Origin of the sequence: Haladaptatus sp. ZSTT2, from assembly GCF_037081775.1 — an archaeon.
GTDB lineage: Archaea > Halobacteriota > Halobacteria > Halobacteriales > Halococcaceae > QDMS2.
Genome location: NZ_JBAMHQ010000002.1, coordinates 301,064 through 326,319, shown reverse-complemented (window position 1 = coordinate 326,319; position 25,256 = coordinate 301,064). Strand labels below are relative to the sequence as shown.

At 59.6% G+C, this 25,256-nt stretch carries 24 protein-coding genes; 19 read left to right on the top strand and 5 right to left on the bottom strand.

Annotated elements, in window-relative coordinates:
* Positions 1-9: 9 nt before the first annotated feature.
* A complete protein-coding gene (locus V5N13_RS16340; RefSeq protein WP_336361675.1) occupies positions 10-1,503 on the bottom strand; it encodes an aldehyde dehydrogenase family protein in 1,494 nt (497 codons plus the stop codon).
* A 192-nt stretch (positions 1,504-1,695) separates the two neighbouring features.
* Between V5N13_RS16340 and V5N13_RS16335 the strand changes: the two genes are divergently transcribed.
* From V5N13_RS16335 to V5N13_RS16305, 7 genes are all read left to right on the top strand, one after another.
* Positions 1,696-2,832 carry an ABC transporter substrate-binding protein gene (locus tag V5N13_RS16335; protein ID WP_336361674.1) on the top strand — a complete coding sequence of 379 codons (1,137 nt, stop codon included), beginning with the start codon at positions 1,696-1,698 and terminating at the stop codon, positions 2,830-2,832.
* 78 nt (positions 2,833-2,910) lie between these two features.
* Complete coding sequence (locus V5N13_RS16330) at positions 2,911-3,741, top strand: ABC transporter permease (protein ID WP_336361673.1); 831 nt, start codon at positions 2,911-2,913, stop codon at positions 3,739-3,741.
* A 1-nt stretch (position 3,742) separates the two neighbouring features.
* Positions 3,743-4,555, top strand: a complete 813-nt coding sequence (locus V5N13_RS16325; protein ID WP_336361672.1) for an ABC transporter permease — start codon at positions 3,743-3,745, stop codon at positions 4,553-4,555.
* A 148-nt stretch (positions 4,556-4,703) separates the two neighbouring features.
* Entirely contained in the window at positions 4,704-5,957 is a 1,254-nt protein-coding gene (locus tag V5N13_RS16320) for an MFS transporter (RefSeq protein ID WP_336361671.1), read from the top strand.
* A gap of 120 nt (positions 5,958-6,077) precedes the next feature.
* A complete protein-coding gene (locus tag V5N13_RS16315; protein WP_336361670.1) occupies positions 6,078-7,193 on the top strand; it encodes a tripartite tricarboxylate transporter substrate-binding protein in 1,116 nt (371 codons plus the stop codon).
* 32 nt (positions 7,194-7,225) lie between these two features.
* Positions 7,226-7,825 (top strand): tripartite tricarboxylate transporter TctB family protein, encoded by a 600-nt coding sequence (locus V5N13_RS16310; protein ID WP_336361669.1) that lies wholly within the window; start codon positions 7,226-7,228, stop codon positions 7,823-7,825.
* 2 nt (positions 7,826-7,827) lie between these two features.
* The gene (locus tag V5N13_RS16305) at positions 7,828-9,318 is read left to right on the top strand and encodes a tripartite tricarboxylate transporter permease (RefSeq protein ID WP_332900152.1); all 1,491 of its coding nucleotides are present in this window, start codon (positions 7,828-7,830) and stop codon (positions 9,316-9,318) included.
* Between the two features lie 77 nt (positions 9,319-9,395).
* Here the strand turns inward: V5N13_RS16305 and V5N13_RS16300 are convergent, their stop codons facing one another.
* Positions 9,396-9,965, bottom strand: a complete 570-nt coding sequence (locus tag V5N13_RS16300) for a UbiX family flavin prenyltransferase (RefSeq protein ID WP_332900153.1) — start codon at positions 9,963-9,965, stop codon at positions 9,396-9,398.
* 72 nt (positions 9,966-10,037) lie between these two features.
* Positions 10,038-11,528 (bottom strand): aldehyde dehydrogenase family protein, encoded by a 1,491-nt coding sequence (locus V5N13_RS16295; protein ID WP_336361668.1) that lies wholly within the window; start codon positions 11,526-11,528, stop codon positions 10,038-10,040.
* A gap of 95 nt (positions 11,529-11,623) precedes the next feature.
* Here V5N13_RS16295 and V5N13_RS16290 point away from each other — a divergent pair, with 95 nt between their 5' ends.
* The 11 genes from V5N13_RS16290 (at position 11,624) to V5N13_RS16240 (ending at position 21,592) form a co-directional block, all read left to right on the top strand.
* Positions 11,624-12,052 carry a universal stress protein gene (locus tag V5N13_RS16290; RefSeq protein WP_336361667.1) on the top strand — a complete coding sequence of 143 codons (429 nt, stop codon included), beginning with the start codon at positions 11,624-11,626 and terminating at the stop codon, positions 12,050-12,052.
* An 81-nt stretch (positions 12,053-12,133) separates the two neighbouring features.
* Positions 12,134-12,601 carry a CoxG family protein gene (locus tag V5N13_RS16285; RefSeq protein WP_332900156.1) on the top strand — a complete coding sequence of 156 codons (468 nt, stop codon included), beginning with the start codon at positions 12,134-12,136 and terminating at the stop codon, positions 12,599-12,601.
* The gene (locus tag V5N13_RS16280) at positions 12,598-13,455 is read left to right on the top strand and encodes an FAD binding domain-containing protein (RefSeq protein ID WP_332900157.1); all 858 of its coding nucleotides are present in this window, start codon (positions 12,598-12,600) and stop codon (positions 13,453-13,455) included. The genes V5N13_RS16285 and V5N13_RS16280 overlap by 4 nt, the downstream gene beginning before the upstream one ends.
* The gene (locus tag V5N13_RS16275; RefSeq protein ID WP_336361666.1) at positions 13,448-15,814 is read left to right on the top strand and encodes a xanthine dehydrogenase family protein molybdopterin-binding subunit; all 2,367 of its coding nucleotides are present in this window, start codon (positions 13,448-13,450) and stop codon (positions 15,812-15,814) included. The genes V5N13_RS16280 and V5N13_RS16275 overlap by 8 nt, the downstream gene beginning before the upstream one ends.
* Positions 15,811-16,314, top strand: a complete 504-nt coding sequence (locus V5N13_RS16270; protein WP_332900159.1) for a (2Fe-2S)-binding protein — start codon at positions 15,811-15,813, stop codon at positions 16,312-16,314. Before V5N13_RS16275 ends, V5N13_RS16270 begins: the two co-directional genes overlap by 4 nt.
* Before the next feature lie 52 nt (positions 16,315-16,366).
* Positions 16,367-17,029, top strand: coding sequence for an MBL fold metallo-hydrolase (locus V5N13_RS16265; protein ID WP_332900160.1), 663 nt, complete (start codon positions 16,367-16,369; stop codon positions 17,027-17,029).
* Between the two features lie 134 nt (positions 17,030-17,163).
* Positions 17,164-17,925, top strand: a complete 762-nt coding sequence (locus V5N13_RS16260) for an IclR family transcriptional regulator (protein WP_332900161.1) — start codon at positions 17,164-17,166, stop codon at positions 17,923-17,925.
* A 90-nt stretch (positions 17,926-18,015) separates the two neighbouring features.
* Positions 18,016-19,224, top strand: coding sequence for a molybdopterin molybdotransferase MoeA (locus V5N13_RS16255; protein ID WP_336361665.1), 1,209 nt, complete (start codon positions 18,016-18,018; stop codon positions 19,222-19,224).
* Entirely contained in the window at positions 19,221-19,832 is a 612-nt protein-coding gene (locus V5N13_RS16250; RefSeq protein ID WP_336361664.1) for a nucleotidyltransferase family protein, read from the top strand. The genes V5N13_RS16255 and V5N13_RS16250 overlap by 4 nt, the downstream gene beginning before the upstream one ends.
* 49 nt (positions 19,833-19,881) lie before the next feature.
* Positions 19,882-20,799 carry an extracellular solute-binding protein gene (locus V5N13_RS16245; protein ID WP_336361663.1) on the top strand — a complete coding sequence of 306 codons (918 nt, stop codon included), beginning with the start codon at positions 19,882-19,884 and terminating at the stop codon, positions 20,797-20,799.
* On the top strand, positions 20,774-21,592 hold the full coding sequence (locus tag V5N13_RS16240; protein ID WP_336361662.1) for a molybdate ABC transporter permease subunit: 819 nt from the start codon (positions 20,774-20,776) through the stop codon (positions 21,590-21,592). The genes V5N13_RS16245 and V5N13_RS16240 overlap by 26 nt, the downstream gene beginning before the upstream one ends.
* On the opposite strand, the gene V5N13_RS16235 is transcribed toward V5N13_RS16240, so the two are convergent.
* Entirely contained in the window at positions 21,575-22,921 is a 1,347-nt protein-coding gene (locus tag V5N13_RS16235) for an RNA-guided endonuclease InsQ/TnpB family protein (RefSeq protein WP_336361661.1), read from the bottom strand. The genes V5N13_RS16240 and V5N13_RS16235 overlap by 18 nt on opposite strands.
* Positions 22,922-23,066: 145 nt before the next feature.
* The gene (locus V5N13_RS16230) at positions 23,067-24,206 is read right to left on the bottom strand and encodes an XdhC family protein (RefSeq protein ID WP_336361660.1); all 1,140 of its coding nucleotides are present in this window, start codon (positions 24,204-24,206) and stop codon (positions 23,067-23,069) included.
* Between the two features lie 97 nt (positions 24,207-24,303).
* Between V5N13_RS16230 and V5N13_RS16225 the strand changes: the two genes are divergently transcribed.
* Positions 24,304-25,224: an HAD-IA family hydrolase gene (locus tag V5N13_RS16225; protein WP_336361659.1), complete on the top strand. Its 921-nt coding sequence runs from the start codon at positions 24,304-24,306 to the stop codon at positions 25,222-25,224.
* The last annotated feature ends 32 nt before the right edge of the window (positions 25,225-25,256 follow it).

Sequence of the window (25,256 nt, the reverse complement as noted above, 5' to 3'; positions counted from 1 at the left end):
ATCGAACGCTCAGGCGAGTGGGTCGCGATCTCGCAGCGAGATCGCGACGTTTTTCACCTGCGTGTGGTCGCGGAGCAGTTTGATGCTGTCTTTTTTCCCGATACCACTCTGTTTGAACCCGCCAAACGGTGCGCCAGCGAAGTGCGGGCCGTGTTGGTTCACCCAGACGTACCCAGCTTCGAGGTCTTCGACCGTGGTGAGCGCGGTGTCGAGGTCGTTCGTCCACACGCTTGCAGACAGGCCGTAGCGCGTCGAGTTGGCGAGATCGATAACGTCGCCGTACTCGCTCCACTTCATGACCGAGAGGACGGGTCCGAAGATTTCCTCTCGGGCGATGGTCATGTCGGGGGTGACTTCGAACACGGTCGGTTCGATGAAGTAGCCCGTTTCGTACTCATCGACGGGCTTGCCGCCCGTGAGTAGGGTCGCCCCTTCGTCTTTTGCGATGTCGATGAATTCGAGCACCTGCTCGTACTGCTGTTCTGAGACAATCGAACCCATAGTCACGTCCTCGTCGAAGGGGTCACCAACGGTGGCGTCTTCGAAGCCGGCCACGACGCGCGAAACGACCTCGTCGTAGACGTCCTCGTGTACGAGCAGTCGCGACCCACTCCCACACGACTGGCCTTGCCACGCGAGTGCCATCGCGCCAACCGCTCCTTCTGCGGCCTCTTCGGGGTCGACGTCGGGGAAGACGATGACGGGGTTCTTCCCGCCGGTACCGAGCATCACGGGAGCGATGTGGGTTGCGGCCCCCTGCATGACCTTCGAGCCGGTTTCTGCGGAGCCGATGAACGTCACCATCCCAACGTCGGGGTGTTCGGTCATGCGCGCGCCGACGGCTCCGCCGCCGGTCACGATGTTGATGAGCCCCGGTGGGAACAGGTCTGATTCGTCAACGAGGCGTGCCACATACAGCGACGAGAGCGAGGTGTACTCAGATGGTTTGATGACGATGCCGTTGCCCGCGACGACGGCGGTGGCGATGAGTTGGAGACAGAAGAGAACGGGATGGTTAAAGGGTAAGATGGCGGCGACGGCCCCGTACGGTTCGCGCCGCGTGAAATCGAGCGTGTCGTCGTCGGTCGGAATCGTCTCGCCTTTGAGTTCGGGGGCAAGTCCGGCGTAGTAGCGGATAGAATTTGCTCCCGAACTCGCATCGCGGCTGAGCCGCGAGATGGAACTCCCGTTGTCTGCGACATCGAGATTCGTAATCTGTGTCTCGTGTTCCTCACAAATATCAGCGAACGCCTCGACCCGGCGGCGACGTTCGTCCTGTGAGAGCGCCATCCACTCGTCGCTCGCCCGATTCGCGGCTGCGACGGCCGCATCGACCTGCGCCTTCGTGGCGATGGGAACGTCTGCGAGTTTGGTTTCCGTCGGTGGATGGACGGTGCGAAACGTTTCGTTGCCTTCGACGAACGCCCCATCTACGTACATTCGGGGCTCGATTTCGAGGGAGATACTCCTGGCAGTGAGTGTTGTTAGCATTTCGGTCGGCATAGCAGAAAGACACAAAGGCTGTTGATAAAATGCTTTCGCCGACCAAACCGCTCCTCGGCCGTCTCAGAACCGCTAATCCCGAATATCATCCGACAAGAAGATGGAGAATTTAGCACGAACCATAAAAATGCACGAACATTCGTGACGTACAAACCCATACAATTATAATGGGGATAGGGTATATGTCAATAGATGGCATCCCACAAGGCACCCAGTGGTAGTCGAAGAAATGTACTGAAAACGATTGGCGGATTAAGTGTCGCTGGCGCGCTCGCTGGCTGTACCGGCGGTGGCGGTGGCGATGGGTCTGGTGACACTACGGAAAGCGGTGGCGGTTCGACCACCTCCGAAGGCGGGTCAGGCGGCGGGATGGAATCGGAACTCTCGTTCGACGCGACCATGGCAATCGTCGCGATGGAGATGAGCCAGATTCCAAGCGTCACCGCGATGCGCGAGATGCTCCCTGCTGCGAGTGACGACCGATTTACCGGCTCTGTCAGAACGTTCTCGGGTTCGACCCTCGCGATTCAGGCGATGGTCTCCGGGTCGGTCGACTATTACGCGCTGAGTCCGGGTAACGTAGTCCAAGCACAGCTCGCCGGGAACGACCTGCGCGTTATTGCGACCAAGGTAAAAGGATCTGACTACGTCTTTGCCGTGCAGCCGGACATCAACAGCATCGACCAAATCGTCGAAGAAGGCCGGTCGGTCGGTATTGCCGGGCTCGGCGGGGCGTCCCATATGCAGGTCGCTGGCATCTTCTTAGAAGAAGGCTACGACCCCGACACCGAAGTCAACATCCAACAACTCGGCGGGTCGAGCACCCGAACAGCGGCGGTTGCATCCGGAAAAATCGACGCGACGATCATCCACTTAGACCAGTTCGCACAGATCCAAAACGAAGGGTTCGAAGGCAAGAGCTTGTTCGAGGTTCGCGAGTACTTCCCGAACTTCATCAACCACACGATTACGGTTCCCGGAGCGTACCTCGAAGACGAAACAAAGCGTGCCCACATCGAGGCGTACATGACGGAGTTCGTGAAAGCGAACAAACGGGCGACCGAGGACTTCGGCTGGCTGTACGAGAAGACCCAAAAATACCAGTCAGAAACCCTCCCAGAAGAGGACGCAAAGGAAACGTGGGAACTGAACGCGAATGTCCTCAACGCGTGGCCGTACAAGGAGTCTGACTTCACGAAAGAGGACTACGAGAAACAACTGACCGTGCTCGTCGGTGCGGGCGTCTTGAGCAAAGAAGACAGAGAGAAAGTCGATATCGACGCGCTCGTCGACACAGAAATCTACGCAAACGCAATCGCGAATCTGTAACGATGGCGAGACAGGTCTTCGATTTCGGATTTTTCGGTGGTGGGTAGTGCAACGAACATGAGCAGATAGCAACAATAAATGTCAACAAGTACACTGTTCAGCGATTTGTCAGAGCGGGTCAGCGGATTGCTGGCTGGAAACTCACGGATTAGCTCGGGCAGGATTCTGAACATCCTGTCCATCATCGGCGGTGTAATCCTTTGGGAGGCCGCAGCACGAGCGTTCGGTGTCGTTATCCTAGCACCCCCCTCAAGCGTCGCAGAATCGTTTATCGAACTGATGGTCTCACTTGCCCTGCCGATGGCAATCTTCGGGTCGTTACAGGCGCTCGTGGTGGGTTACTTGATTGCGGCGTTCATCGCCATCCCGCTTGGCTTTCTCATCGCGCAATCTAAGTACGTCCTCTGGGCGCTCGACCCGTACATCGACGCGGTGTACACGGCACCACCAATCGTGTATCTCCCGCTCGTCGTCGTCTGGTTCGGACTGGGCTTCGAAGCACGGGTGTTCTTCGTGTTCATCTTCTCGTTTTTCGAGATTCTGTTGAACACATACCAAGGTATCACCACGGTCAAAGACGACCATCTGATCACGGCGCAATCGTTCGGTGCGTCCTGGTGGCAAACCCAGTCACGCGTGATTTTCCCCGCCTCGATTCCGTTCATCTTCACGGGCCTTCGCCTCGGGATTGGACGGGCCGTCCGCGGGGTCATCGTCGCAGAGTTGTTCCTGCGGCTGGTCAACCTCGGACAACTCCTCCAATCGTCGAATGCCGTGCTCAACACCTCGATACAGTTCGCCGTCGTCATCACTATCGCAATCCTGGGGATCTTCCTCCAGCAGATCGTGGCTGAAGTGAGAAAACTTGTCGCACCGTGGGACTCCCACGGCGAACAGCGGGGTGCCTGAGATGGCGACGAGTTCACAGTCGCTCAGTGACCGGTTTACGAGCCTCGAGGAGGGCCAACAAAAGTGGATTATCCGAGTTATCTCGCTCGTCGTTGTACTCTTAGTCTGGGAAGGAGTTGGACGGGTTCTCGGAAACATCTTCTTCGCGCCGTTCTCTGACGTGGTGGTCGCGTACATCGACCTCGCACTGAACGGCGAGATGTTCCAAACGCTGATAAACAGCATCAAGGAAATGCTTATTGCCTACGCCCTCGCGGTCGCCGTTGGCATCCCCGTCGGCCTCGTGATGGGTCGGGTACGCACCGTAGAGCAGTTGTTGAACCCGTGGGTCAGCGCAATGTTCGTCACGGCGACGGCGTCGTTGCTCCCGCTGTTCATCATCTTCTTCGGCATCGACCTCACGTTCCGGCTCGCAATCGTGTTCATCTCGTCGGTCTGGTTCATCCTCCTGAACGCCTACCACGGCGCGAAGGGCGTGAACTTAGACTTCATCGACGTAGGCAACTCGTTCAACGCCTCGCGGCTGAAGGTGATGAAAGACATCGTGCTTCCAGAGACGCTCCCGTACATCTTTACGGGTCTGCGGATGGGGCTGATTCACGCGCTGCGGGGCATCATCCTCGCAGAGACGTTCATCGCCTTTGGCTACGGCGGCATGATTCATGAGTACTCACTCGCCACCGCAGACACGGCACCCATCTTAGCGCTCATCTTGACCATCATGATATTCGGCTACGGGATGCGCATTACGCTCCAACGCCTGCAAAATCGCATCTTCCCGTGGGCCGAAGACTCACAATCTGCGAGCCACTGAACACCTATTTTTTAGGTTCACCCGACGCTGGCGAAACCCGACTTCGTAACGAACTGCATCCTCAAAAGAGTAGATACCTTCGACAGACAACCCTACCGAATTTGTAAGCGCCGATTCTTTTATCGTTGTTGTTCGCATCGCTCGATACGTGCAACGTGAAGATTCCTCTCTGCAAGGCGGGCCAGACCGCCTCGTCATCGGGCTGGTGAGCGGTGGGCACTTTCTTGCGCACTTCTACGCCCTCGCGTTTCCACCACTGTTTCCACTGCTTATCGACGAATTTGCGCTTTCGAACACCGAACTCGGGCTGTTGATGTCGGTGATGGCACTTTCGACGTTCATCCTCCAGATTCCCGTTGGCGTACTCGTAGACAAAGTCGGTGCGAAGCGCGTGTTCATCGTGGGGCTCGTGCTTGTGGGCGGCGGAACAATGCTCGCGGGACTGGCGGGGTCGTACCTGTACTTGCTCGCGGCGGTGTTCGTCGTCGGCATCGGGCAGTCTGCGTTCCACCCAGCAGACTTCGCGCTCCTCGACGCGGCGACCACCGGCGGGGCAGAGGGCAAGAGTTTCGCTTTCCACACCTTCTCTGGCTACACCGGCTTCGCGGTCGCACCGTTCGTCGTCGGGGGGCTTGGCGTCACCCTCGGGTGGCAACCGGCGTTGCTCATCGTCGGCGCGGTCGGTGTCGTCTACGCGCTTGTCTCACAGCTGTCGATGCGCCCGCTCTATCGCCTGCGAATGGCAGGCGCAAAAGCGGAGACGGAGTCGAGCGGCCCGACCGAGTCGCGGTTTGCGGCCGTGACGAAACTCCCCATCCTCCTCCTGTTCGCCTTTTTCATCACCGTCACGATGGCGAACAAGGGCGTCCATACGTTCACCGGGGTGTTCTTGCTGAGCGAGTTCAGCCTCGATGAGTTCGTCGGAAACGCTGCGCTCACGAGTTACTTTACGCTTACGGCGATTGGCGTCCTCGTCGGTGGCGCGCTCGCAGACCGGTATCGAGCAACCACCGTGATTGCGACCGTGCTCGTGTTGGCCGGGCTTTCGACGTTCGCCACAGTCGCGGGCGTCCTCCCGATGACCGCCGAGGTTGCAGTCGCGCTGTTCGCCGTCGTTGGCCTGTTCTACGGGCTTGCCCTCCCATCGCGCGACCGCCTCATCAACTCGTTTTCGACCGACAGCACCACCGGGCAGAGCTTCGGATTCGTCTACACCGGCCTCCCGCTTGGGGCGATGGTGAGTCCGGTTGTCCTCGGCGTCGTCATCGACTTCTGGGATGCGAAACTCGCGTTCGCGGCGATTGGCGCGCTGTTCTTGCTGAGTAGCGCGATTGGCGTCATCTCCGGGATGAAGTACGTCACGCGGAGTACGACCCGGGCTGCGGTGAAAAACACGGAATGAACCTCTAGGCTGCGGCAGACATATATTCTCGCCGTAACAGGCGCAGAAGTCAACTCCGTCAGTTGGAAACACTGCGCAAATAGCAAAATATATAACCTATTACTTGGTCTTTTAACATAGATGACCATGAGAGATGAAACCAAACCACGTAGTTCGGACTACAACCGACGGACATTCCTGAAAGCAACCGGGGCAATCGGCGCCACGATGGCCATCGCAGGCTGCACGGGCGACGGCGGCAACGGCGGCGACGGCGGCGACGGCGGAAACGGCGGCGACGACGGCAACGGCGGAAACGGCGGTGACGGTGGCGACGGCGGCAACGGCGGCGGCGAAGAGTACCCATCGAGCGAAATCACGATGGTAGTTCCGTTCGGTGCGGGTGGCGGGACAGACACACAGTATCGAGGTATCAAACAGTACTTCGAGGACGAACTCGGCGTCCAGACCGTCGTCGACAATCGTCCCGGTGCAAGTGGGCGACAGGGTATGAACTACATGTACCAACAGGACCCCGATGGCTACACCCTCGGGTGTATCTCCGTCCCAACGGGTGTTCTCGGTGCGGCGATTTACGACACGCAGTACAAGATGTCGGACATCACCACCATCGGGATCCCATCCGCGCAGTACTTCGCGTGGGTGTCCGAGAGCGGCCGCTTCGAGTCACTCGAAGCGTTCGTTGACTTCCTCCTGAACTCCGATACCGTAAAAGTCGGCACCGTTGGACAGGGGAGTTCGAACCACTTCGGCGCACTCGCAACGCTCGACGCGATGGGCGTAGATGTAGCAAACACGGTCCAATCCGTGCCCTACGACTCTGGTGCCGAAGTCGGGACCGCGGTTGCCCGTGGTGACGTCGACTTCGGGACGGCGGGCGAAACCGGTGTGACCGGCCTCGTCGAAGACGGCCGCCTCGACGTGATGTTCATCGACCGCCCAGAGGCGAGTCCGTTGTTCCCAGACGCCCCAACCGTCTCCGAGATGAGCGAGGCAACCGGCTCTGAGATCCCAGTCATCGCACTGCAACTCGGTGTGTTCGGCCCGCCGGGTATCGAAGATGCGAAAATTTCGAAGCTCGAAGAGTCGCTCACCGCCGCGGCGCAGACGGATGAGTACAAGTCGTGGGCAGAAGGCCAAGGGCTCTCCGTGGTTGGCGCAGGCTCTCAAGAGCTGCGTGACCAAATCGACCAACTCGAAGAAGCCGCACAGCGCTACAAAGAACTGACCCAGTAAACAGTTACGTTACTGGAACCTCACTTCCTCTTATGAGCACTAATCCACAGACACAGGATGGACCGGAGGAGTCCTCACTCAAACGGTTCCTCATTGACCACGGAGAGGTGGTGCTCTTCCTCGTCGCCTTCGCGTACCTGGCGTACACAGCCACCTCCTATGAACCAAGCGCACGGCAGTTTCCACTCGTGTTTCTCGTTGTGGGATTCATCGCACTGATACTCGAACTCGGCATCATCGTCCTGCCCCAACAGTACTCTGCTCCACTTCGGCGCATGACCACTGGCCTCGCCGCAGACATGGGGGAGGAACTGAAAGCCACCGCGGATGACGACGAAGAAGAAACACGCGAGCCAGTTGCCCCGGAGCCGGAAGTAGACGGCCCTGAGAACAGAAAGATTGCAATTACGCTGGGGCTGATGCTTGGCTTTGGCGTCGTGGCGTATCTGTTTAGCTTCCTGTATGCGATTCCCGTCTTCGTCTTTGCGACCGTCTACTTCGTTGGCACCCAAAACTACCGCAGAGCGGCCATCGTCTCTGCCTTCTTGATGGTGTCTGTGTACGCTGTGTTCGGTGAGCTCATGAACGTTCCAATCCAGGACGGCGTGTTGCTGGAACTCATCTTTGGCTAATCATGGTTACAACAGGCGCAATCATCGAAGCTCTCGGACTCGTACTCAACCCACAGCTGTTGCTCGTCATCTTCGGCATCAGCATTCTCGGAATCATCCTCGGGGCGCTCCCCGGGGTTGGCCCAACGCTCGCGATGGCGTTGTTTTTCCCGTTCACGTTCGCCTTAGACCCGGTGACCGGCCTCGTCATCATGGCTGTCATCTATGGTTCTGCCACCTACGGCGGGTCTATCTCCGCAATCCTGGTGAACGTGCCCGGAACGCCCGGCTCTGCGGCCACACTGCTCGATGGCTATCCCATGACGCGCGCGGGACAGGGAGCCGTCGCCATCGGCATTTCGACGATGGCCTCGTTCGGTGGGGCTGTCGTCGGGCTGATTCTCCTCGCGTTTTTCGCGCCGGTTCTCGCGGACATCTCGCTGCTGTTTGGCCCGCCTGAGTTCTTCTGGCTCGCCATCCTCGGCCTCTCGACGGTGTCTGCGGTGAGCGGCGATTCGCTGCTCAAAGCACTCGCCGCGATGAGCCTTGGTATCTTCTTTGCGACCATCGGCGTCGATCCGATTCGCGCACAGCCGCGATTCGTCTTCGACACCTTCTACCTGCAAGGCGGCATCAACCTCATCGTCTTGCTCGTTGGCCTGTTCGCCATCTCACAATCGATCGAACTCGCCCTCGAATCGAACGAAGACGCCACTGATGCGAGCAGCCAGATGCAGGGCAACGTCTGGGACGGCGTTAAACTCGCAATCAGCGACTGGTTCGGACTGATTCGCGGTGGGGTCATCGGGACGGTCGTCGGGGCGATTCCCGGCCTCGGCATCTCTGCGGCGAACTTCCTGTCGTACCTGACGGCAGTCAACCTCTCGTCGCACCCAGAGACGTTCGGGACGGGCGAGCCGAAAGGCGTGGTCGCAGCGGAGTCCGCGAACAACGGCAGCGCGATGGGCGCGCTCATCCCGGCGATGGCACTCGCCATCCCGGGCGGAGCGGCGGCCGCGGTGTTCATCGGTGTGATGCTCACCTACGGCATCACGCCCGGCCCGAACGTGTTTGAGACGACGCTCCCGTACGTGGTGTTCATCGCCATCCTGCTCGGTGACATCGTCATGCTGTTCGTCGGCCTGTTCGGCGCGAAGTACATCGCACGCGTAACCTCCCTGCCAAACGACGTCATCCTCACCAGCATCGTGGTGTTCGCACTGATCGGCAGTTTCACCGTGCGCAACAACATCCTCGACGTGGGAATGGCCCTGTTCTTCGGGCTGTTCGGGTTCCTGCTCGCCCGTCGGGGCTACTCGCTCATCTCGTTCATCCTTGGGTTCATCCTTGCACCCATCGCAGAACGGGGTTTCCAGCGAGCACTCCTCATCTCGAGTGGCGACTACGGCATCTTCTTCGCCTCGCCAATCGACATCCTGTTGATTCTGCTGTCGGTGACGTTCCTGCTGTCACCCATCTTGCTGCGACTGCGTTCAGACTCGAACGCGGCGTAACTTCCAGCTTTTTTCGGCCGATTACACTCGAAAGCCAGTGCTCCGGAGAAACAGGCTTCCAGAAAACAACTGCTTTGTTAGTCGAACGACAGGCCAGTCCACTCTTGGACCGACACGTCGACGTTGAGCAACGAGAGCGCCCGAGCGACGGTGTTCGTCACCATCTCGTCGATGCTCTCTGGGTGGTTGTAGAACGACGGGAGCGGCGGCATGATAATGCCACCCGCATCGGTGACTTCGAGCATGTTTTTGAGGTGAATACGGTTGAACGGCTTTTCCCGCGGCATGACGACGAGCCGACGCCGTTCTTTCAAGATGACGTCCGCAGACCGCGTGATGAGGTTGCCTGAGTTGCCGTGAGCGATGTTCGAGAGCGTCTTCATCGAACACGGCGTGACGAGCATTCCTTCCGTCTGGAACGACCCACTTGCCGTCGGTGCGCCGATGTTTTTGACGCTGTGAACCTCGTCTGCGAGCGCTTCGAGCGCGTCTTTGTCGTAGTCAGTTTCCTGTTTCGTCGTCAGCAACGACGCGCTCGAATAGATGAGGTGTGTCTCGAAATCGGTCTCACTGAGGAGTTCGAGCGCACGGATACCGTAGATTTGGCCCGTCGCACCCGTCATCCCGATGATTACTCGCTTCGTCACAATAACAGAAGTTACGGGTGGAAGGTTATAACAATATGGACGACCTCGCCCTGGTTTCTCGAAAAAGAGGGATTATTCGTAGGCGAGCGGCCCCGACAGGTCGAGGTTGACGTTCTTCTCGCGCGTGTAGACGAACAGGCCGCCGAGACCGCCGTGTTTGCCCACGCCGCTGTCTTTGAACCCGCCAAACGGCGTCTGGAGGTAGATCCCACCGTGGCGGTTCACCCAGACATACCCCGCATCGAGGGATTGGGCCGTCTTGTGCGCCGTGTTGAGGTCGGTCGTCCAAATGCTCGCGGTGAGGCCGAAGTCGACCGCGTTTGCGAGATCGATGACGTCGTCGTACTCGCTCCACTTCATGACTGAGAGAACCGGCCCGAAGATTTCCTCGCTCGCAATCGTCATCTCGGGGGTGACTTCGAACACGGTTGGCTGGACGAAAAAGCCGGGGAGGTCAGGAACGGGGCCGCCACCCGTGAGGCAGGTTGCCCCTTCTGCCTTCGTCGTCTCGATGTAGTCGAGCACCTGTTCGTACTGTGGCTCGGAGACGATTGCGCCCATGGTCACGTCCTCGTCAAAGGGGTCGCCAACCGCAGTGTTTGCAAAGCGTTCTACCACGCCCGATACGACTTCGTCGTAGACATCCTCGTGGACGAGCAGGCGCGAGCCGCTCGCACACGATTGGCCCTGCCACGCGAGTGACATCCCGGAGACCACGCCGTCTTTGACCTGTTCTACGTCGGCATCCGGAAAGACAATCGCGGGATTCTTCCCGCCGAGTTCGACAATCGAGGGAATCAGATTCGCGCCCGCAGCAGCCATTACCTTCCGGCCGGTCTTGACGCTTCCACGGAAGGAAACGAACGCCGTCTCCTCGTGGTCGACGAGCGCCGCCCCGACGGCACCTTCGCCGGCGAGGACGTTCACGAGGCCGTCGGGGAAGCAATCAGCGTTGTCGATGAGGTGGGCGACGTACAGCGCAGAGAGCGACGTGTACTCGGAGGGCTTGATGGTGATGGCGTTCCCGGCGATGAGCGCGGGGGCGAGGTCTCGGACAAGAAACATCGTCGGGTGGTTAAAGGGGAGAATGCTCACCACCGCACCGTGTGGCTCTCTGAGAGTGAAATCGAAGGTCTCTCCCGGCGTTGGAATGGTCTCGCCTTTCAACTCACCCGCGAGGCCAGCGTAGTAGCGAATTGCCCGGACGGATTTCTCTACGTCGTCGCGCATCTTCGAGAAACTGCTGCCGTTGTCCGCGGCGTCGATGGCGGCGATGTCGTCTGCGTTCGCTTCGAGAATCGTCGCAAACAGTTCGAGGCGCGCTGCGCGGGTAGCAAACGGAAGTGCCTGCCACTCCTCGGCGGCCCGCGAAGCCGCAGTCATGGCCTTGGCGACCTGTTCTGTGGACGCAACGGGAAGCTCTGCGAGGTGGTCGCCGGTGGTCGGATTGGTGGTTGGAATCGTTGTCTCGCCTGCGACGAAGGCGCCATCTATGTACAGTCGGTCTGCTACGGGTATCGCCACAGTGTCGCCTGAGACGGTGGTGATTTCTCTCTGCTCCATACGCTTGCATTTTCGACTGTCACCTTCAGTGTTCCTGCAAGACGAGTTTTGCTGGAGTGGGATGACTATATCACACCCTCACGCCAACGAGTAATATGGCAATTATCGTTGCAGTCGACGAAAGCGACCGTGCGACTCGAATCCTCACCGTGGGCGAAGACCTCGCCCGCGCGTACGATGACGAACTTGTCGTGGTACACGTCACGCCCGAGGACATCGTCGAATCACGCCGCGAGTCGTTCGACGAGTACTACAGGGACGACGCCGTCGAAGACGCCGCCACGGTTGCGCGGACCGCGACAGAGGGTGTCGTAAGTGCCGAGACGGATGTCGAAATCGTCGGTCGAGTGGGCGTCGTGGTCAGTGAGTTGCTCGAAGAAGCAACCGAACGCGATGCCAGGTATCTCGTCATCGGTGGGAGAAAGCGCTCCCCGACGGGGAAAGCACTGTTCGGAAGCACCACCCAGTCGATTCTGCTCAATGCTGAGCTCCCGGTCGTGTCAGTGATTGGTATCGAAAAGTAGCTACGACCGGCACGTGGTATGTGTTTACGTGTTCGAAAAGTATTTAGACAACGTGGACATGTTACACAGTGACAACCGATTATGGCAGAAGTGACCAGAGAATTCCGGGTTGCACGACCCGTGGAAGACACGTGGAACTTCTTTATCACCCCTGAAACCGTCGCACCCTGCGTTCCGGGCTGTGTCGATGTAGAGGAGTTAGAGGAGGACGTATTCAACGCAAAAATCGAGGTTAAAGTGGCGTACACGAGCCTCACGTTTGATACACGAATCGAACTCACAGACAAACAGCCGCCAAATTCGGCGAAAGTCGAGGCGAAAGCAGAGCCGTCGGGGCGGATGCCGGGGTCTGCAACTGTCGATGGCGACCTCTCGCTCGAAGCCGACGGGGACGAAACGGTGGGTGAAATCGGTATCGAGTTCGCCATCCGCGGCCGCCTTGGCTCGCTTGGCGAAAGCGCATTCCGCCACAAGTGCGAAGAGATGACCGACCGGTTCATCGATAATATGAAAACCGAACTCGAAGAGAATCAAGCCCTCGCAGAATGAAGCGCTTCAATATGGCGTTCCCCCAGACGGTGGGGGAAGCCTGTACACAATTGGAAGAACATCCCGGAAGTCGGGTCATCGCCGGTGGGACGGCGATTACGGTCGTGATGAAAGAAGGCGTCTATACGCCCGAACTGCTCATCAACCTCCGTGGCTTAGAAGACGACCTCCGCTTCATCGAAGACGACGGCGACAGCGTGCGCATCGGTGCACTCTCGACACTCCGCGACGTAGAGCGGTCTGCCATCATCGAAGACAAGTTCCCGACGGTCGTCCAGTGTCTCCAAGAGATTGCGGGGGTTCGCGTTCGAAACAGCGCAACCCTCGGCGGGCATCTCTCGCACGCGGACGTTCACCTCGATTTACCACCTGTGCTCGCTGGCTACGACGCAGAGATTGTGGTGAGTTCGGGTGACGACAGCAGACAACTCCTGCTCACGGACTTCCTCAAGGGCTATTACGAGACAGCACTCGAAGAAAACGAAATCGTCACGGAAATCGTCCTGCCGAAACCCGAAGCCGGGCGACGAGGGACGTACGTGAAACACCGATACTTCTCCGAGGTTGACTGGCCGTGTGTGGGCGTTGCGGCGTTCGCAACGCCAAACGGCGACCAGTTCGAAGACGTTGAAGTGTTGTTGAACTCAGTCAGCCACAACCCCGTCTTGCGCCTCGATGGCGTCAACGACGTGGTAGACGGCGACCTCTCTGATGAGCACATCGACGCCGTTGCCGACCTCGCACGCGACCAGTCGAGTCCGTCGAGCGACCTGCGTGGCTCTGCGAACTACAAAGAACAGATGGCGGGCGTGTTCACGAAGCGCGCGCTCCGGAAGGTGAGAGCGGATGTCTAAGAGTCTACAAAAGCAGAGCGAGCGAAAGAAGGCGTATTCGAGCGTCTCGAAGCACGTAGAGCGTATCGACGGGAAAGAAAAGGTCGACGGCACCGTCGAATACGGTGACGACCTCGTGTTCCCCGACGTCAAACACGTGAAGCTCTGTCGGGCAACCATCCCGCACGGCAAACTCGTGGACGTAGACCCGAGCGCCGCACTCGAACTGCCCGGCGTCAGACGGGTCATCACACGCAAAGACATCTACGAACTCCAAGACGAAATCGGGTACAACCCCTACTACGGACCGGCAATCAAAGACCAGCCCGTCCTCGCACTCGATAAGGTTCACTACATTGGCGACCCCGTCGCGGCCGTCATCGCAGACGAACGCGACATTGCAGAGGAAGCCATCGACCTCATCGATGTGACCTACGACGAGATGGACTTCTGTGAGGACGTAGACGACGCGCTCGCAGACGACGCGCCCATCATCCACGAAGAGTTCGAAGCCGCGGACACCTTCCCCGACTTAGAACAGGTCGAAGGGGGCCGAGACACGAACGAAGCGTTCCAGTTCAACCTTCGCTACGGCGACGTAGACGCTGCCTTGGAAGAAGCAGCGCACGTCTTCGAGAACACCTATCGGTCGCCACCCGTCCAACACATGCCGTTCGAGCCGTTCGTCGCCACCGCGCGGGCGAACCAGGACGGCACGATGGAGATCTGGACGCCGAATCAGAGTCCGCACTTCGTGCGCAACGAGATCGCGTCGATGTTCAATATGCCACAGTCGAAGGTTCGCGTCCGCGTGCCCCAAGTCGGTGGCTCCTACGGGATGAAGCTGTACGCGAAGACGGAGCCGATTATCGCGCTCTGTGCGTACCTCACAGACGAGACGGTGAAGCTCAAGATGGACATCGAAGAATCGTTCTCGACCATCACCCGCCACGGGACGAAAATTGTCCTAAAGACGGGCGTCGCAGACGACGGGACGATTCTCGGCCGCAAATGTGACGTGTACTACGACACGGGTGCGTACGCAGAAATCGGGCCACGCATCACGAAGAAGTCGGGCTACACTGCCGCCGGCCCCTACGAAATCGAGAACGTGAGCATCGACTCACACTGTGTGTACACCAACAAACCGCCCGCCGGCGCGTTCCGCGGGTTCGGGGTGCCACAGCTCGTGACGGCTTACGAAGCGCAGATGGAAACCATCGCGGTCGAACTCGGCCTCGACCCAACCGAGTACCGCAAGCGCCTCGGCTACAAGGAAGGCTCGACCCACCCAACGAGCGTCCCGGTCAAATCTGTGGGCCTCGTCGAGTGTATCGAAGCCGTCGAAGAGGCAATGGAGTGGGACAAACCGCTCGAACAGCCAGACGACCCGGCGCTGAAACGCGGACGGGCAATTGCGTGTGGCTACAAAGCCTGCATCACGCCCTCCTCGTCGGGGGCGCTCGTCATCGTGAGCGGGGACGGCTCGGTGACGGTACATTCGAGCAGCGTCGAAATCGGGCAGGGCGTGAAAACCACGCTCGCCCAGCTCGTCTGTGAGGGCTTCGGTATCGACATCGATTACGTCGATGTAGCCCAACCAGACACGGCAACGTCGCCGTTCGACACCATCACAGCAGGTAGCCGGACGACGTTCCACATGGGCAACGCCGTCATGCGCGCGGTCGATGACGCGAAAGACCAGATGCGCGGGATTGCCGCGCGGACGTGGGGCGTCGCCGCAAACGAGATTACGGTCGAAGACGGCGTCGTCAGCCACGCAGACTCCGGCAACGAAATGTCGCTCGGTGACGCGGTGAAAGCCGAGTTCGGGAAAGCGGGTGGCACGCTCCTCGGCCGAGGTTACTTCACGACCGAAGGCGGCCACCACGACCCAGAAACCGGCCAAGCCGACAAGGTGACCGTGTTCTGGTTCTTCGGCGCGACCGGCGCGGTTGTCGACGTGGACACAGAAACCGGGAAAGTGTACGTGAGAGAACTCCAGAATGCCGCAGACGTGGGGCAGGCGATTGACCCTGACCGCGTCCGCGGGCAGATTCTCGGCGGGGCGGCCCATGCCCTCGGGCAGTCGCTTCACGAGGAGATGGTGTTCGATTACGGCCAGCAGACGAATCAGCAACTTCTCGACTACAAGGTGCCGTCGTTCCGGGACATGCCCGAGAAGGTTGGCAACCACATCGTCGAGGTGGACCACCCCGACGGGCCGTACGGCGCGAAAGGGGTCGGTGAAACCGGGTCGTTCGCGGTTTCGCCAGCCATCGGAAACGCAATCCTCAACGCGACCGGTGCGGACGTAAAGGCGATTCCGTACACCCCAGAGCGCGTCCTTGACGCGGTTCAGGAGGCAGAAGACAAATGACCGAAACCTACCAATCCGTCGATATTGACGTGACGGTAAACGGAGATGACGAATCACTCGCCATCACCCCGAACGTCACGCTCGTTGAACTGCTGAGAGACAAACTCGAACTGACCGGAACGACCGAAGGCTGTGGCGTTGGCGTCTGTGGCTGTTGTACCGTCTACGTCGATGGCGAACCGATCAACTCCTGTCTCGAACTCGCGGTCAACGTCGATGGCAAGGAAGTAGAGACCATCGAAGGGCTTGGCACGGGCGACGAACTCGACCCCGTCCAAGAGGCGTTCTTAGAAGAAGAGGGCTTCCAGTGTGGCTACTGCACCTCCGGCATGATCATGATGTCGAAGGCGATGCTCGAAGAGCATCCAGAGCCAGAAAAGGACACGCTCAAACACTACATGTCCGAGAACCTCTGTCGGTGTACGGGCTACGAGTCGATTCACTGTGCACTCGAAAATGCACAGGGAAAACTCGCTGATAGCAAACCAGCGGACGACTAATCGAGTTCCCACATCAGAAACCTTTTTGAAGCGCTCTCCCAATCGTTGAGTAATGTTACCAGAAGGCATTCACTCGTTCGAGACGCTTCGGCCGATGTTCCCAGAGCCACCGCGCCCGATGACGAACGAACCCGTGTCCGTCCACGTCTTAGAAGGCGAGCAGACGGTGTTGTTCGGCACCGGATTCGAGGCGGACGTTGACCGACTCATCGACTTCCTCGACGGCTTTGGCGGCCCGGACGTCATTGTCGTAGAACACACAGACCCCGACCACTACGGCGCACTGCCGCGCCTGCTCGAAGAGTACGATGCCATCGTCGCTGTCCCAAAACAGGAAGCCGACGTGCTGCGCGAGAAGGGCATCAAGGTAGACGTCGAACTCGGCCACGACGAGGTTCGCTGGGGCGTTCGGACGATTCACATCCCCGGCCACACGCCCGGAAACATGTCGTTCCTCCACGAGGAGACGGGCACGCTGTTCGTCGGCGACACCTTCGTCCACCACAACAGCTTCGCGGCCGCACCCGGTGAGTGGTCGGGTGCGTTCGCGCCCATCAAGCCGTCACTGAACGCGGATAACGACCTCGCCCTCGAAAACATCAAGATCCTTGCAGACTACGACTTCGACGTGGCGCTTACGACCCACGGCCTCAACGTCAAGGAGGGAGCGCGCGCCGAACTCGACAAACTTCTCTCCGACCTCGGCCTCGCATAAACAAACACCGTTTTTGTCCCTGCTTTGAGAGTTCACCATTGCGAACGATGCGGCAGCGCGCCGCTCTCCCATCTGTCGCGATGTCGATTCCACGATGCAGAATACTATATAGGGTCTCGCGCTAGTACTCACGCATGAACGAACACCAAAGCCGGGTTAAGTCGGTTGAGCGGACGTTCGTTATCCTTGCGGCGCTGAAAGAACTCGACGGTGCGCGAATCATTGAGTTGGGCGAACACACTGGCTATGCGAACAGCACGATTCATCGCCACCTGACCACGCTACACGAAGCCGGGCACGTCACCAAAGAGGGTGACACCTACCACATCGGCCTCTCGTTTCTGAACTTTGGTGAGTACGTCAGAAACCGAAAGGAAGCCTACCGTCTCGCAAAGCCGAAGGTAGAGGAGTTAGCCCAAGAGACGAACGAGCGCTGTCAGTACGTCGTCGAAGAACACGGGCAGGGCGTCTACGTCCACGTCGCGACGGGGCCACACGCAGTCGAGACGAACTCTCGGATTGGCTCGCGGCTCTTCTTGCACTCGACCTCCGTGGGGAAAGCGATTCTCGCTCACCTGCCAGCGGCGCGCGTAGACGAAGTGCTCGACCAGTGGGGGCTTCCACAACTCACCGAGGACACCGTCGTGACCAAGAGTGAGCTCCTCGCGGAACTCGAAACCGTCCGTGAAACCGGCGTCGCGTACAACCGCGAAGGAAACGTCAAAGGTCTGCGCTCGGTCGGGACGCCCGTGTTCGGACCCGAAGGCACTGTCGTTGGCGCACTCAGCGTCTCCGGGCCGACCCACCGCATGAAAGGTGACCGGTACGAACGCGAAATTCCAGACCTCTTGCTCGGGGCGGCAAACGAGCTCGAACTCAAACTCAAGTACTCCTGACCACGACGAAGTGCGCGATTTTTTGGCTACCGATTCTCAAAATCATCCGCGGAGCGAACAATTATGTCGTGGTATCACAGACCACCCATCATGACACACCACGATATGTGGCGTCGGGACGACGCGGCGAAGACGGTGGGCTCGCTCCGACGCGACATGCTGTCTTCACGAGAGACGGAGCGTGTCCCGCTCGCAGAAATCGGCGGCCGAACCCTCGCAAGCGACCTCGTTGCAGATGCAGACCGACCGCCGCTGTCGCGGGCGACGATGGACGGGTTTGCGTTCGACGCGACCGACGCCTATCCCCTCCGCCTGCGCGAAGGTGGCATCTTCCCGGAGGATAGCCCACCGACACTCGAATCCGGCGAGGCAATGCGGATTTCGACCGGCGCGCCGCTTCCTGACGGGGCGAACGCGGTGTTGAAAGTCGAAGAGGCGACCGTCGAAGACGGACTGCTTAGCGGCACGGAGATATCACCGGGGACCTACACCTACGCACGCGGCAGCAACGTCAGAGCGGGCGAGGTGCTGTTTCAGGCGGGCGAGCGCCTCTCCCCGAAGGACGCGCTGTTGCTCCGAGACCTTGGCCACGAGTCGGTGACCGTGCACACGAGGTTCTCCGTTGGCATCCTTGCGACCGGGACGGAGTTCCACGAGGGCCGACAGCCCGACCTCGATTCACCCATGCTCGCGGGGCTGGTTCGCTCGTGGGGTCACGACCCAGTTTACGAAGGGTCGGTTCCCGACGACTATGACACGGTCACAGAGCGAATCGCCGCGCTCGCAGCCGACCACGACGTGGTCGTCACGACCGGCGGGACGAGCGTTGGAAAGAAAGACCACGTCATCAACGCGCTCACTGAACTCGGTGAAGTGTTGTTCCACCGCGTCGCCATCCGGCCGGGAAAACCAATCGCGGTCGCCCGCCTCGACGACTACGACGCTGTCGCGCTCGCAATACCCGGGAAGCCAGTTGGCGCACACACCATCACGTCACTCGTCGCTCGCCCGCTGTTCGTCGGTGAGACGACGCTTCCGACCGTCTCAGCCCGCCTCGCTCGCGATATCGGCCTCGGCGCGCCCGGCTTCGAGTACGTGGTTCCGGTGACGCTCGAAGACGGCGAAGCCATGCCGCTCGGTCACGTTGACTCTTCGCTAGCCGTATACAACGAGGTCTACAATCCAAGCGTGCTCTCGTCTTCGACGCGCGCTTCTCGTGCGGATGGCTTTTTCATCACTGAAGAGGCCGTTTCGAGCGGCGAAACCGTCAACGTCGTCCCCTACACCGCCGTCGAATGACGACCGACAGCCAACAAGTCTGTGGCGTGCTGCTCGCGGCTGGCACGAGCACCCGGTTTGGAGCGAAAAACAAACTGCTCGAAGCAATCGACGGCGTCCCGCTCGTCCGGCGAAGCGCAGCGACGCTCGTAGAGGCCGGGCTTACGCCGCTGATTGCCGTCGTTGGCCACGAATCGGTGCAGGTTCGTGACGCGCTCGCCGGTCTGGGCTTCGAGATTGTCGAGAACGAATCGTACCGCGAAGGACAAGCAACGTCGGTTCGCGCTGCGGCGCAAGTTCTCACCGAACGCGACACCGTCGATGCCGCCGTGTTCGCACTCGGAGATATGCCGTATGTCTCGGTGGCTACCATCCGATCGCTCGTTTCGGCGTACGAAGCGGGCGAAGGAACGGCACTCGCTGCCGCCTACGAGGGCGTTCGTGGAAATCCAGTGTTGTTCGACCGACAGCACTTCCAAGCACTGGGTGAGGTAGACGGCGATACGGGTGGCAAAGCAGTTTTCAAAGGCGCTGACCAGCATGCACTGGTCGAGACGGACGACCCCGGGGTCAGAATCGACATCGACACGACGAGCGACCTCGACACAGAACGCCCAGACCATTCGTAACCGTTTGTGGTTTAGTAACACCTATACCGTAATCACCAGTGGTTGTTTTATGGACACGCGGTACGGATTCACGAGGCGGAAGGCGCTCGCCGCCGGGGCGGCAGTTGCGACCTCGTTTGCAGGCTGCCTCGCCTCGGGCACATCGAACAGGGAAACGCCCGTGTTCCTTCTCGCAGCCGGGAGCCTCAACAATGCACTCGAAAACGGGCTTCGTCCGAGTCTCGACGTGCCCCTCGAAATCGAAGCCCACGGCTCTGCGCAAGTCGCCCGCCTCGTCGCAGACGGGCAGAAGGCCCCCGATATTGTCTCCCTTGCAGACGTAGCCTTGTTCGATGGCCCGCTCCATCCCGCGTGGTACGCTGAGTTCGCGACCAACTCACTCGTCATCTCGTACGACCCGGCGTCAGAAGGAGGCAAGCGGATAGCTGCGGCGGGTGAGCAGGGGTGGTTTCGCCCGCTACTCTCTGGTGAGGTGTCGCTCGGGCGGACCGACCCTGACGTCGACCCACTTGGCTACCGGACGCTGTTCATGCTCGAACTCGCCACCCACCACTACGACACCGACGAAAATCTGCGAGAAGCGATTCCCGACCGCGAACAGATTTACCCAGAGACCCAACTCGTAAGCCAGTTCGAAACTGGGTCGATTGACGCCGCAGTCACCTACCGCAACATGGCCGTCGAACGCGACTACTCGTTCATCAACCTTCCAACGGCAATCGACCTGAGCGACCCCGCCGCCGCCAGCGAATACGAGACGGCAAGGTACACGCTTCCGGATGGCAAAGAAGTTCGCGGCGGCGTCATCAGCTACGGTGCAACGATACCCGACGGGAAGCAAACCGAGTCGGTGGCGTCAGTGTTTGCGGCGCACACAACCGGGTCGTACCTACACGAGTTCGGCTTCACCGTCCCTGAAAACTACCCTACCTACACCGGAGATGTCCCAGACGCACTCGACGCGTAGGCTGGCAGGCTGGGACTGGCTTCGTGTCACGTTCCTGCTCGGCGGAGCCCTCGCACTCTACTTTCTCGCGCCGCTCCTTGCACTGTTTGCCACCCAGTCGCCATCGGCCGTGTTCGGACAGCTCCAGAGTCCAGTCGTGGTCGATGCCGCGACGAACTCGGTGACGACTGCGACGGTGAGCACGCTGCTCGCAACGGTTTTCGGCGTCCCGCTCGCCTACTGGCTCGCACGGACGCGCTCTCGCTGGCAACTACTGGTCGGCGGCATCGTCGCCCTGCCGCTCGTCTTACCGCCGATCGTGAGCGGTATCATCCTCCTGATGCTCGTCGGCCCGAACACGACGGTCGGAAGCCTCGCTTCGCTCGGGGGGATTTCCCTCACCCGCTCACTCGTCGGCGTCGTCATCGCCCAGACGTTCGTTTCCGCACCGTTCGTCGTCGTGACCGCGACGACGGCGTTTAACGGCGTCGACCGGACGCTCGAAGAAGCCGCACGCACCCTCGGGACGACCCGAAGTGGGGCGTTTCGACGGGTGACGCTCCCGCTCGCAAAACGTGGGATTCTCGCCGGAATGACGCTCGCGTTCGCGCGGTCGCTCGGTGAGTTCGGCGCGACCATCATGCTCGCATACTACCCGCGGACGATGCCCGTCCAGATTTGGGTGTCGTTTACGACATTGGGTATCGAAAATGCGCTGCCGGTCGCCGTCATCCTCGTCGGCATTGCGATTGCCGTCCTCACGGTGCTCGCCGCCCTCGGCGCGAACCCGTGGGAGTCAGTAACCCACGACTGAAGTCGTGGGCTTGTCAGTGGACTCCCCTTCTGACTCCGTAACGGAGTAGGCGTGGAAATCGCCATTCAGGTTCAGCGTCCCTGACGCTAGCGCACACTGACAGGGTGCGCCTCCACCCGAAGACTTCTGCCCCGAGTGGAGTTTCTTGAGCAGTTTACGAGCAATATTCTTGCTCGCGTTGTAGTCCGCGTTCAGTTCGTACTCGCACTTCTGACACACGAATTGGTGCTTCGACCGCCGATTCGATTCATGCGTAAACCCACATGACGAACACCGACGGGAGGTGTAGGCGGGACTCACTTGCTTGACCACGACACCGAGCATCTCGGCTTTGTATTCGACGTATTGGTAGAGGCGTCGGAACGCCCACGCGTGGAATCGTTTTGCACCAGCCATCCGTTTGCGAATGTCGGTCAGATTCTCGAAGGCGATGTGCGTACAGTCGTGGTCTTGGGCTTCTTCGAGAATCTGATTAGATGCTCGGTGTAACTCGTCTTGCATCCAGCGGTGTTCGCGGTCTTTCATCGACTGAATCGACAAGTGTGCCGACCGCGTTCCTGCCTGTTGCATCGCCCCGCGAGTCTTCTCAAACTCTCGGCGTCTATGATTCATCTCGTCGGCGTTCGCGATGAACGCGCCAGTGGAAGTCACAGCAAGAGAGCCATCCACGTTCAGGTCAACACCAAGGACTGTTCTGTGCTTGGCGTCCTCAGAACGCGAAGCGTTCTGATGGGCTGCATCAGACTCCGTCTGATGAACGTCAAAAGGAGTCATGGACTGCTCGTCACTTTCGACTCGGCGCATCCGTGCGTGGAGGTAGAACGACTCTGTGGGGCGGTCGTACTGCAATGTAGACATACGGAACTCGTAGTCTTCGTTCAGTAGGTACTCCCCAATCGGTGTTCCCTCAGCATCGTTGGGAATCACGTAGTCACACTCAACGCGACCGTTTACCGTTGAGAGGGAAACGTGGTCGCGGTGGAACGTCGCAGAACGTTTGTCGTAGACGACGCTCCACGCATCGAAGTGTGGTTGGCTGGTGTTGTCACCTTTCTTGAGTCGGGTGACACCGCTTTTGGTGGCCTCGATAGCCCGACGAATCCCTTTCTGAACGAGGTTTGCAGTCAATTCCGTCTCGGTTCGAAGTCGTTCGTAGAGGGCTTTCTCGGCTTTCTGTTTCGAGGTCACGCAGTAGTCGTTCGGGTGTCTCCACGCCCACTCTGCGGTGGTGTTCGCACAGTGGAGGAACTGATTTTTGGTCTGATGAAGGTCGTCGAACCGCTCGTTTGGTACGTCTAGTTTGACTTTGACGGTACGAATCACCTCCATCGTTAATTCACATATCGAACAGACTCTTTATAATGGTATGGATTGGCGTGGGGGAGTCTGCTTGCTATCGCTCGTGGTTGGTAGAGTGGCTTGTCGGATTCCTCCCACTCCTAAAGGAGTGGGCTTCCTCCTCAGAGTCTTGTGATTAGCGAGGGTGAATCGGGCCTTTGCTCGTGGTCAGCCGCCCACCGTCGCGGTCGTTGGCAACCGCGAGGGCTTCAGCGACGATACTGAGGGCGATTTGGGTGGGTTCGCTGCCTGCTAAATCGAGGCCAACGGGCGTTGCCACCCGCGCGAGTTCGGCTTCCGTGAAGGTGCGCCCTTCCTCGCGGAACTCGTCGCGCATTTGTTCGAAGCGCTTTCGTGGCCCCATCAACCCGATGTACGGAATCTCGGTGTCGAGAAGCGATTCGAAGGCGAGGCGGTCGTCGATGAAGTTGTGCGACATGATGACCGCGTAGGTGCGCGTTGGGTCATCAACCAGCCCGCCCAATTCCGGGGGGCGAGTTTTCACCACGGTCTCTGCTGCCGGGAAGTTTTCGGCTTTTGCCTGCCCACCGCGGGCAGAGGCGACGGTGACGCGAAAGCCGACGTTTCGAGCGACCTCGGTCACGGGAACCACGTCGCCATGATGCCCGAAAATGAGGAGTTCTGGCGGGGGCGTCATCCCATCGAGAAAGAGGGTGACTTCGCCGTCATCAGTGTCGAGAGTGACTCGTTCGGTTCCGTTCGGTGAGAGCGCCGTGACGCGGTTTCGAAGTGCCTCGCCAAACTGGTCCGCGACATCGTGGTCGTCGACACTGACGGGAGTACCCTCACCGTCGAAGACCGACCGGTCGCCTACCGACAGCGTGGAGGTTTCGCTTGCTATCACCGTCGCGGAGATGGCGCTCTCTCCCGCCGCAAGTCGGTCGAGTACCGCCTCAAAGGATGCAGCAAGCGGTTCGATGAGAACTGTGATGATGCCGTTACAGCCGAGGCCAAAGCCCCACGTATCGTCGTCGCCAGTCAGGTCGAACACCTCAATCGTGGGCGTGCCCTCGCGGGCGACGTCCTGTGCGAGGTCGATGACGGGGTCTTCGAGACAGCCCGGCGTCACTGCACCGAGCGGTTCGCCGGTTGGAGTTACAGCCATCTTCGCCCCCGGGCGACGGTAGGCGGAGCCGTCTACGTTTACGACGGTGACGAGCACCGATTGCTTGCCCGCCGCGGCCCGGTCGCGTAGCTGGTCGAAAATGTCTATCGTGGTGACGCTCCACGGATGCGTGGCGTCTCTGCCGTCCATGTCAGGTCGTACCATCCGACGCTATTTATTTGCTCTCACCTGTCGATTTGTCAGGTACCCCCGGAGCGTTCATCACGGCTGGTTCCAATGTGAAGGTATGAACGGGACCGTCGTTTCAGGCGAGGGACGCGCAAGTGAGTTCGTCGCATTCGCCGCAGACGAACTCGCCGATGCGCTCGCGTTTGCGCCGTATTACGGAACGCTGAACATCACAGACTGGGATGGCCATGACCGCCTCCCGAGTCAGTTCGTCCCAGAGGTCAGCAACGACTACTGTGCAGGCATCGACCTCTACGACTGTCGCGTAAACGGCGTGCGCAGCGCGGTTATCGTCCCCCACGTCCCCGACTACCCAGACGACAAAGTGGAAGTGCTCGCCCCCGTCCACCTGCGTACCCTTTTCGACCTCGAAGATGGTGACTGCGTGGACATTACTCCACCAAGCGAGATGGGGTCGTCCATGAACCAACTGGAGCCAACAGCCCTCGACGAATTCGACGGCGTCGTGTTCGATTTAGACGGCACGCTCATCGACCTTGCCGTCGATTGGCGAGTGGTCGAAGCCGAGTTAACCGACCTTTTCGGCGCACACCTCGAAGGAGGGGTTCGGTCGTACGCACCGAACGAACTCCACGGCCTCGCCGTCGAAATCGGGAAGCGGGCCGAGTTCAATGAATGTCTCGCCACCCACGAGACTGCTGCTGTCGAAGCAAGCAAGCCCCTTGCGCTGCTCGACGTCCTCGCACAGCTCGACTGTCCGGTTGGAATCTGCACGCTCAATGCGGTGGCGGCCGCAAACCGTGTTCTCGACCGCTTTAACTGCCACGATGCGGTTGATGTGATCGTCGGCAGAGAGACCCTTGTCGCACAGAAGCCACATCCAGCTCCCCTCCGACGGTGTTTCGAGAAGTTGAACGTGGCTGCTGGGTCTGCCGTGTTCGTCGGTGATGAGGTCCGTGATGCAGAAACAGCGGTTCGTGCGGAGACGAGTTTTCTCGACGCAAACTGGGTGAACTGAACCGGCCAACACACCAAAGACAGCCAATGCAG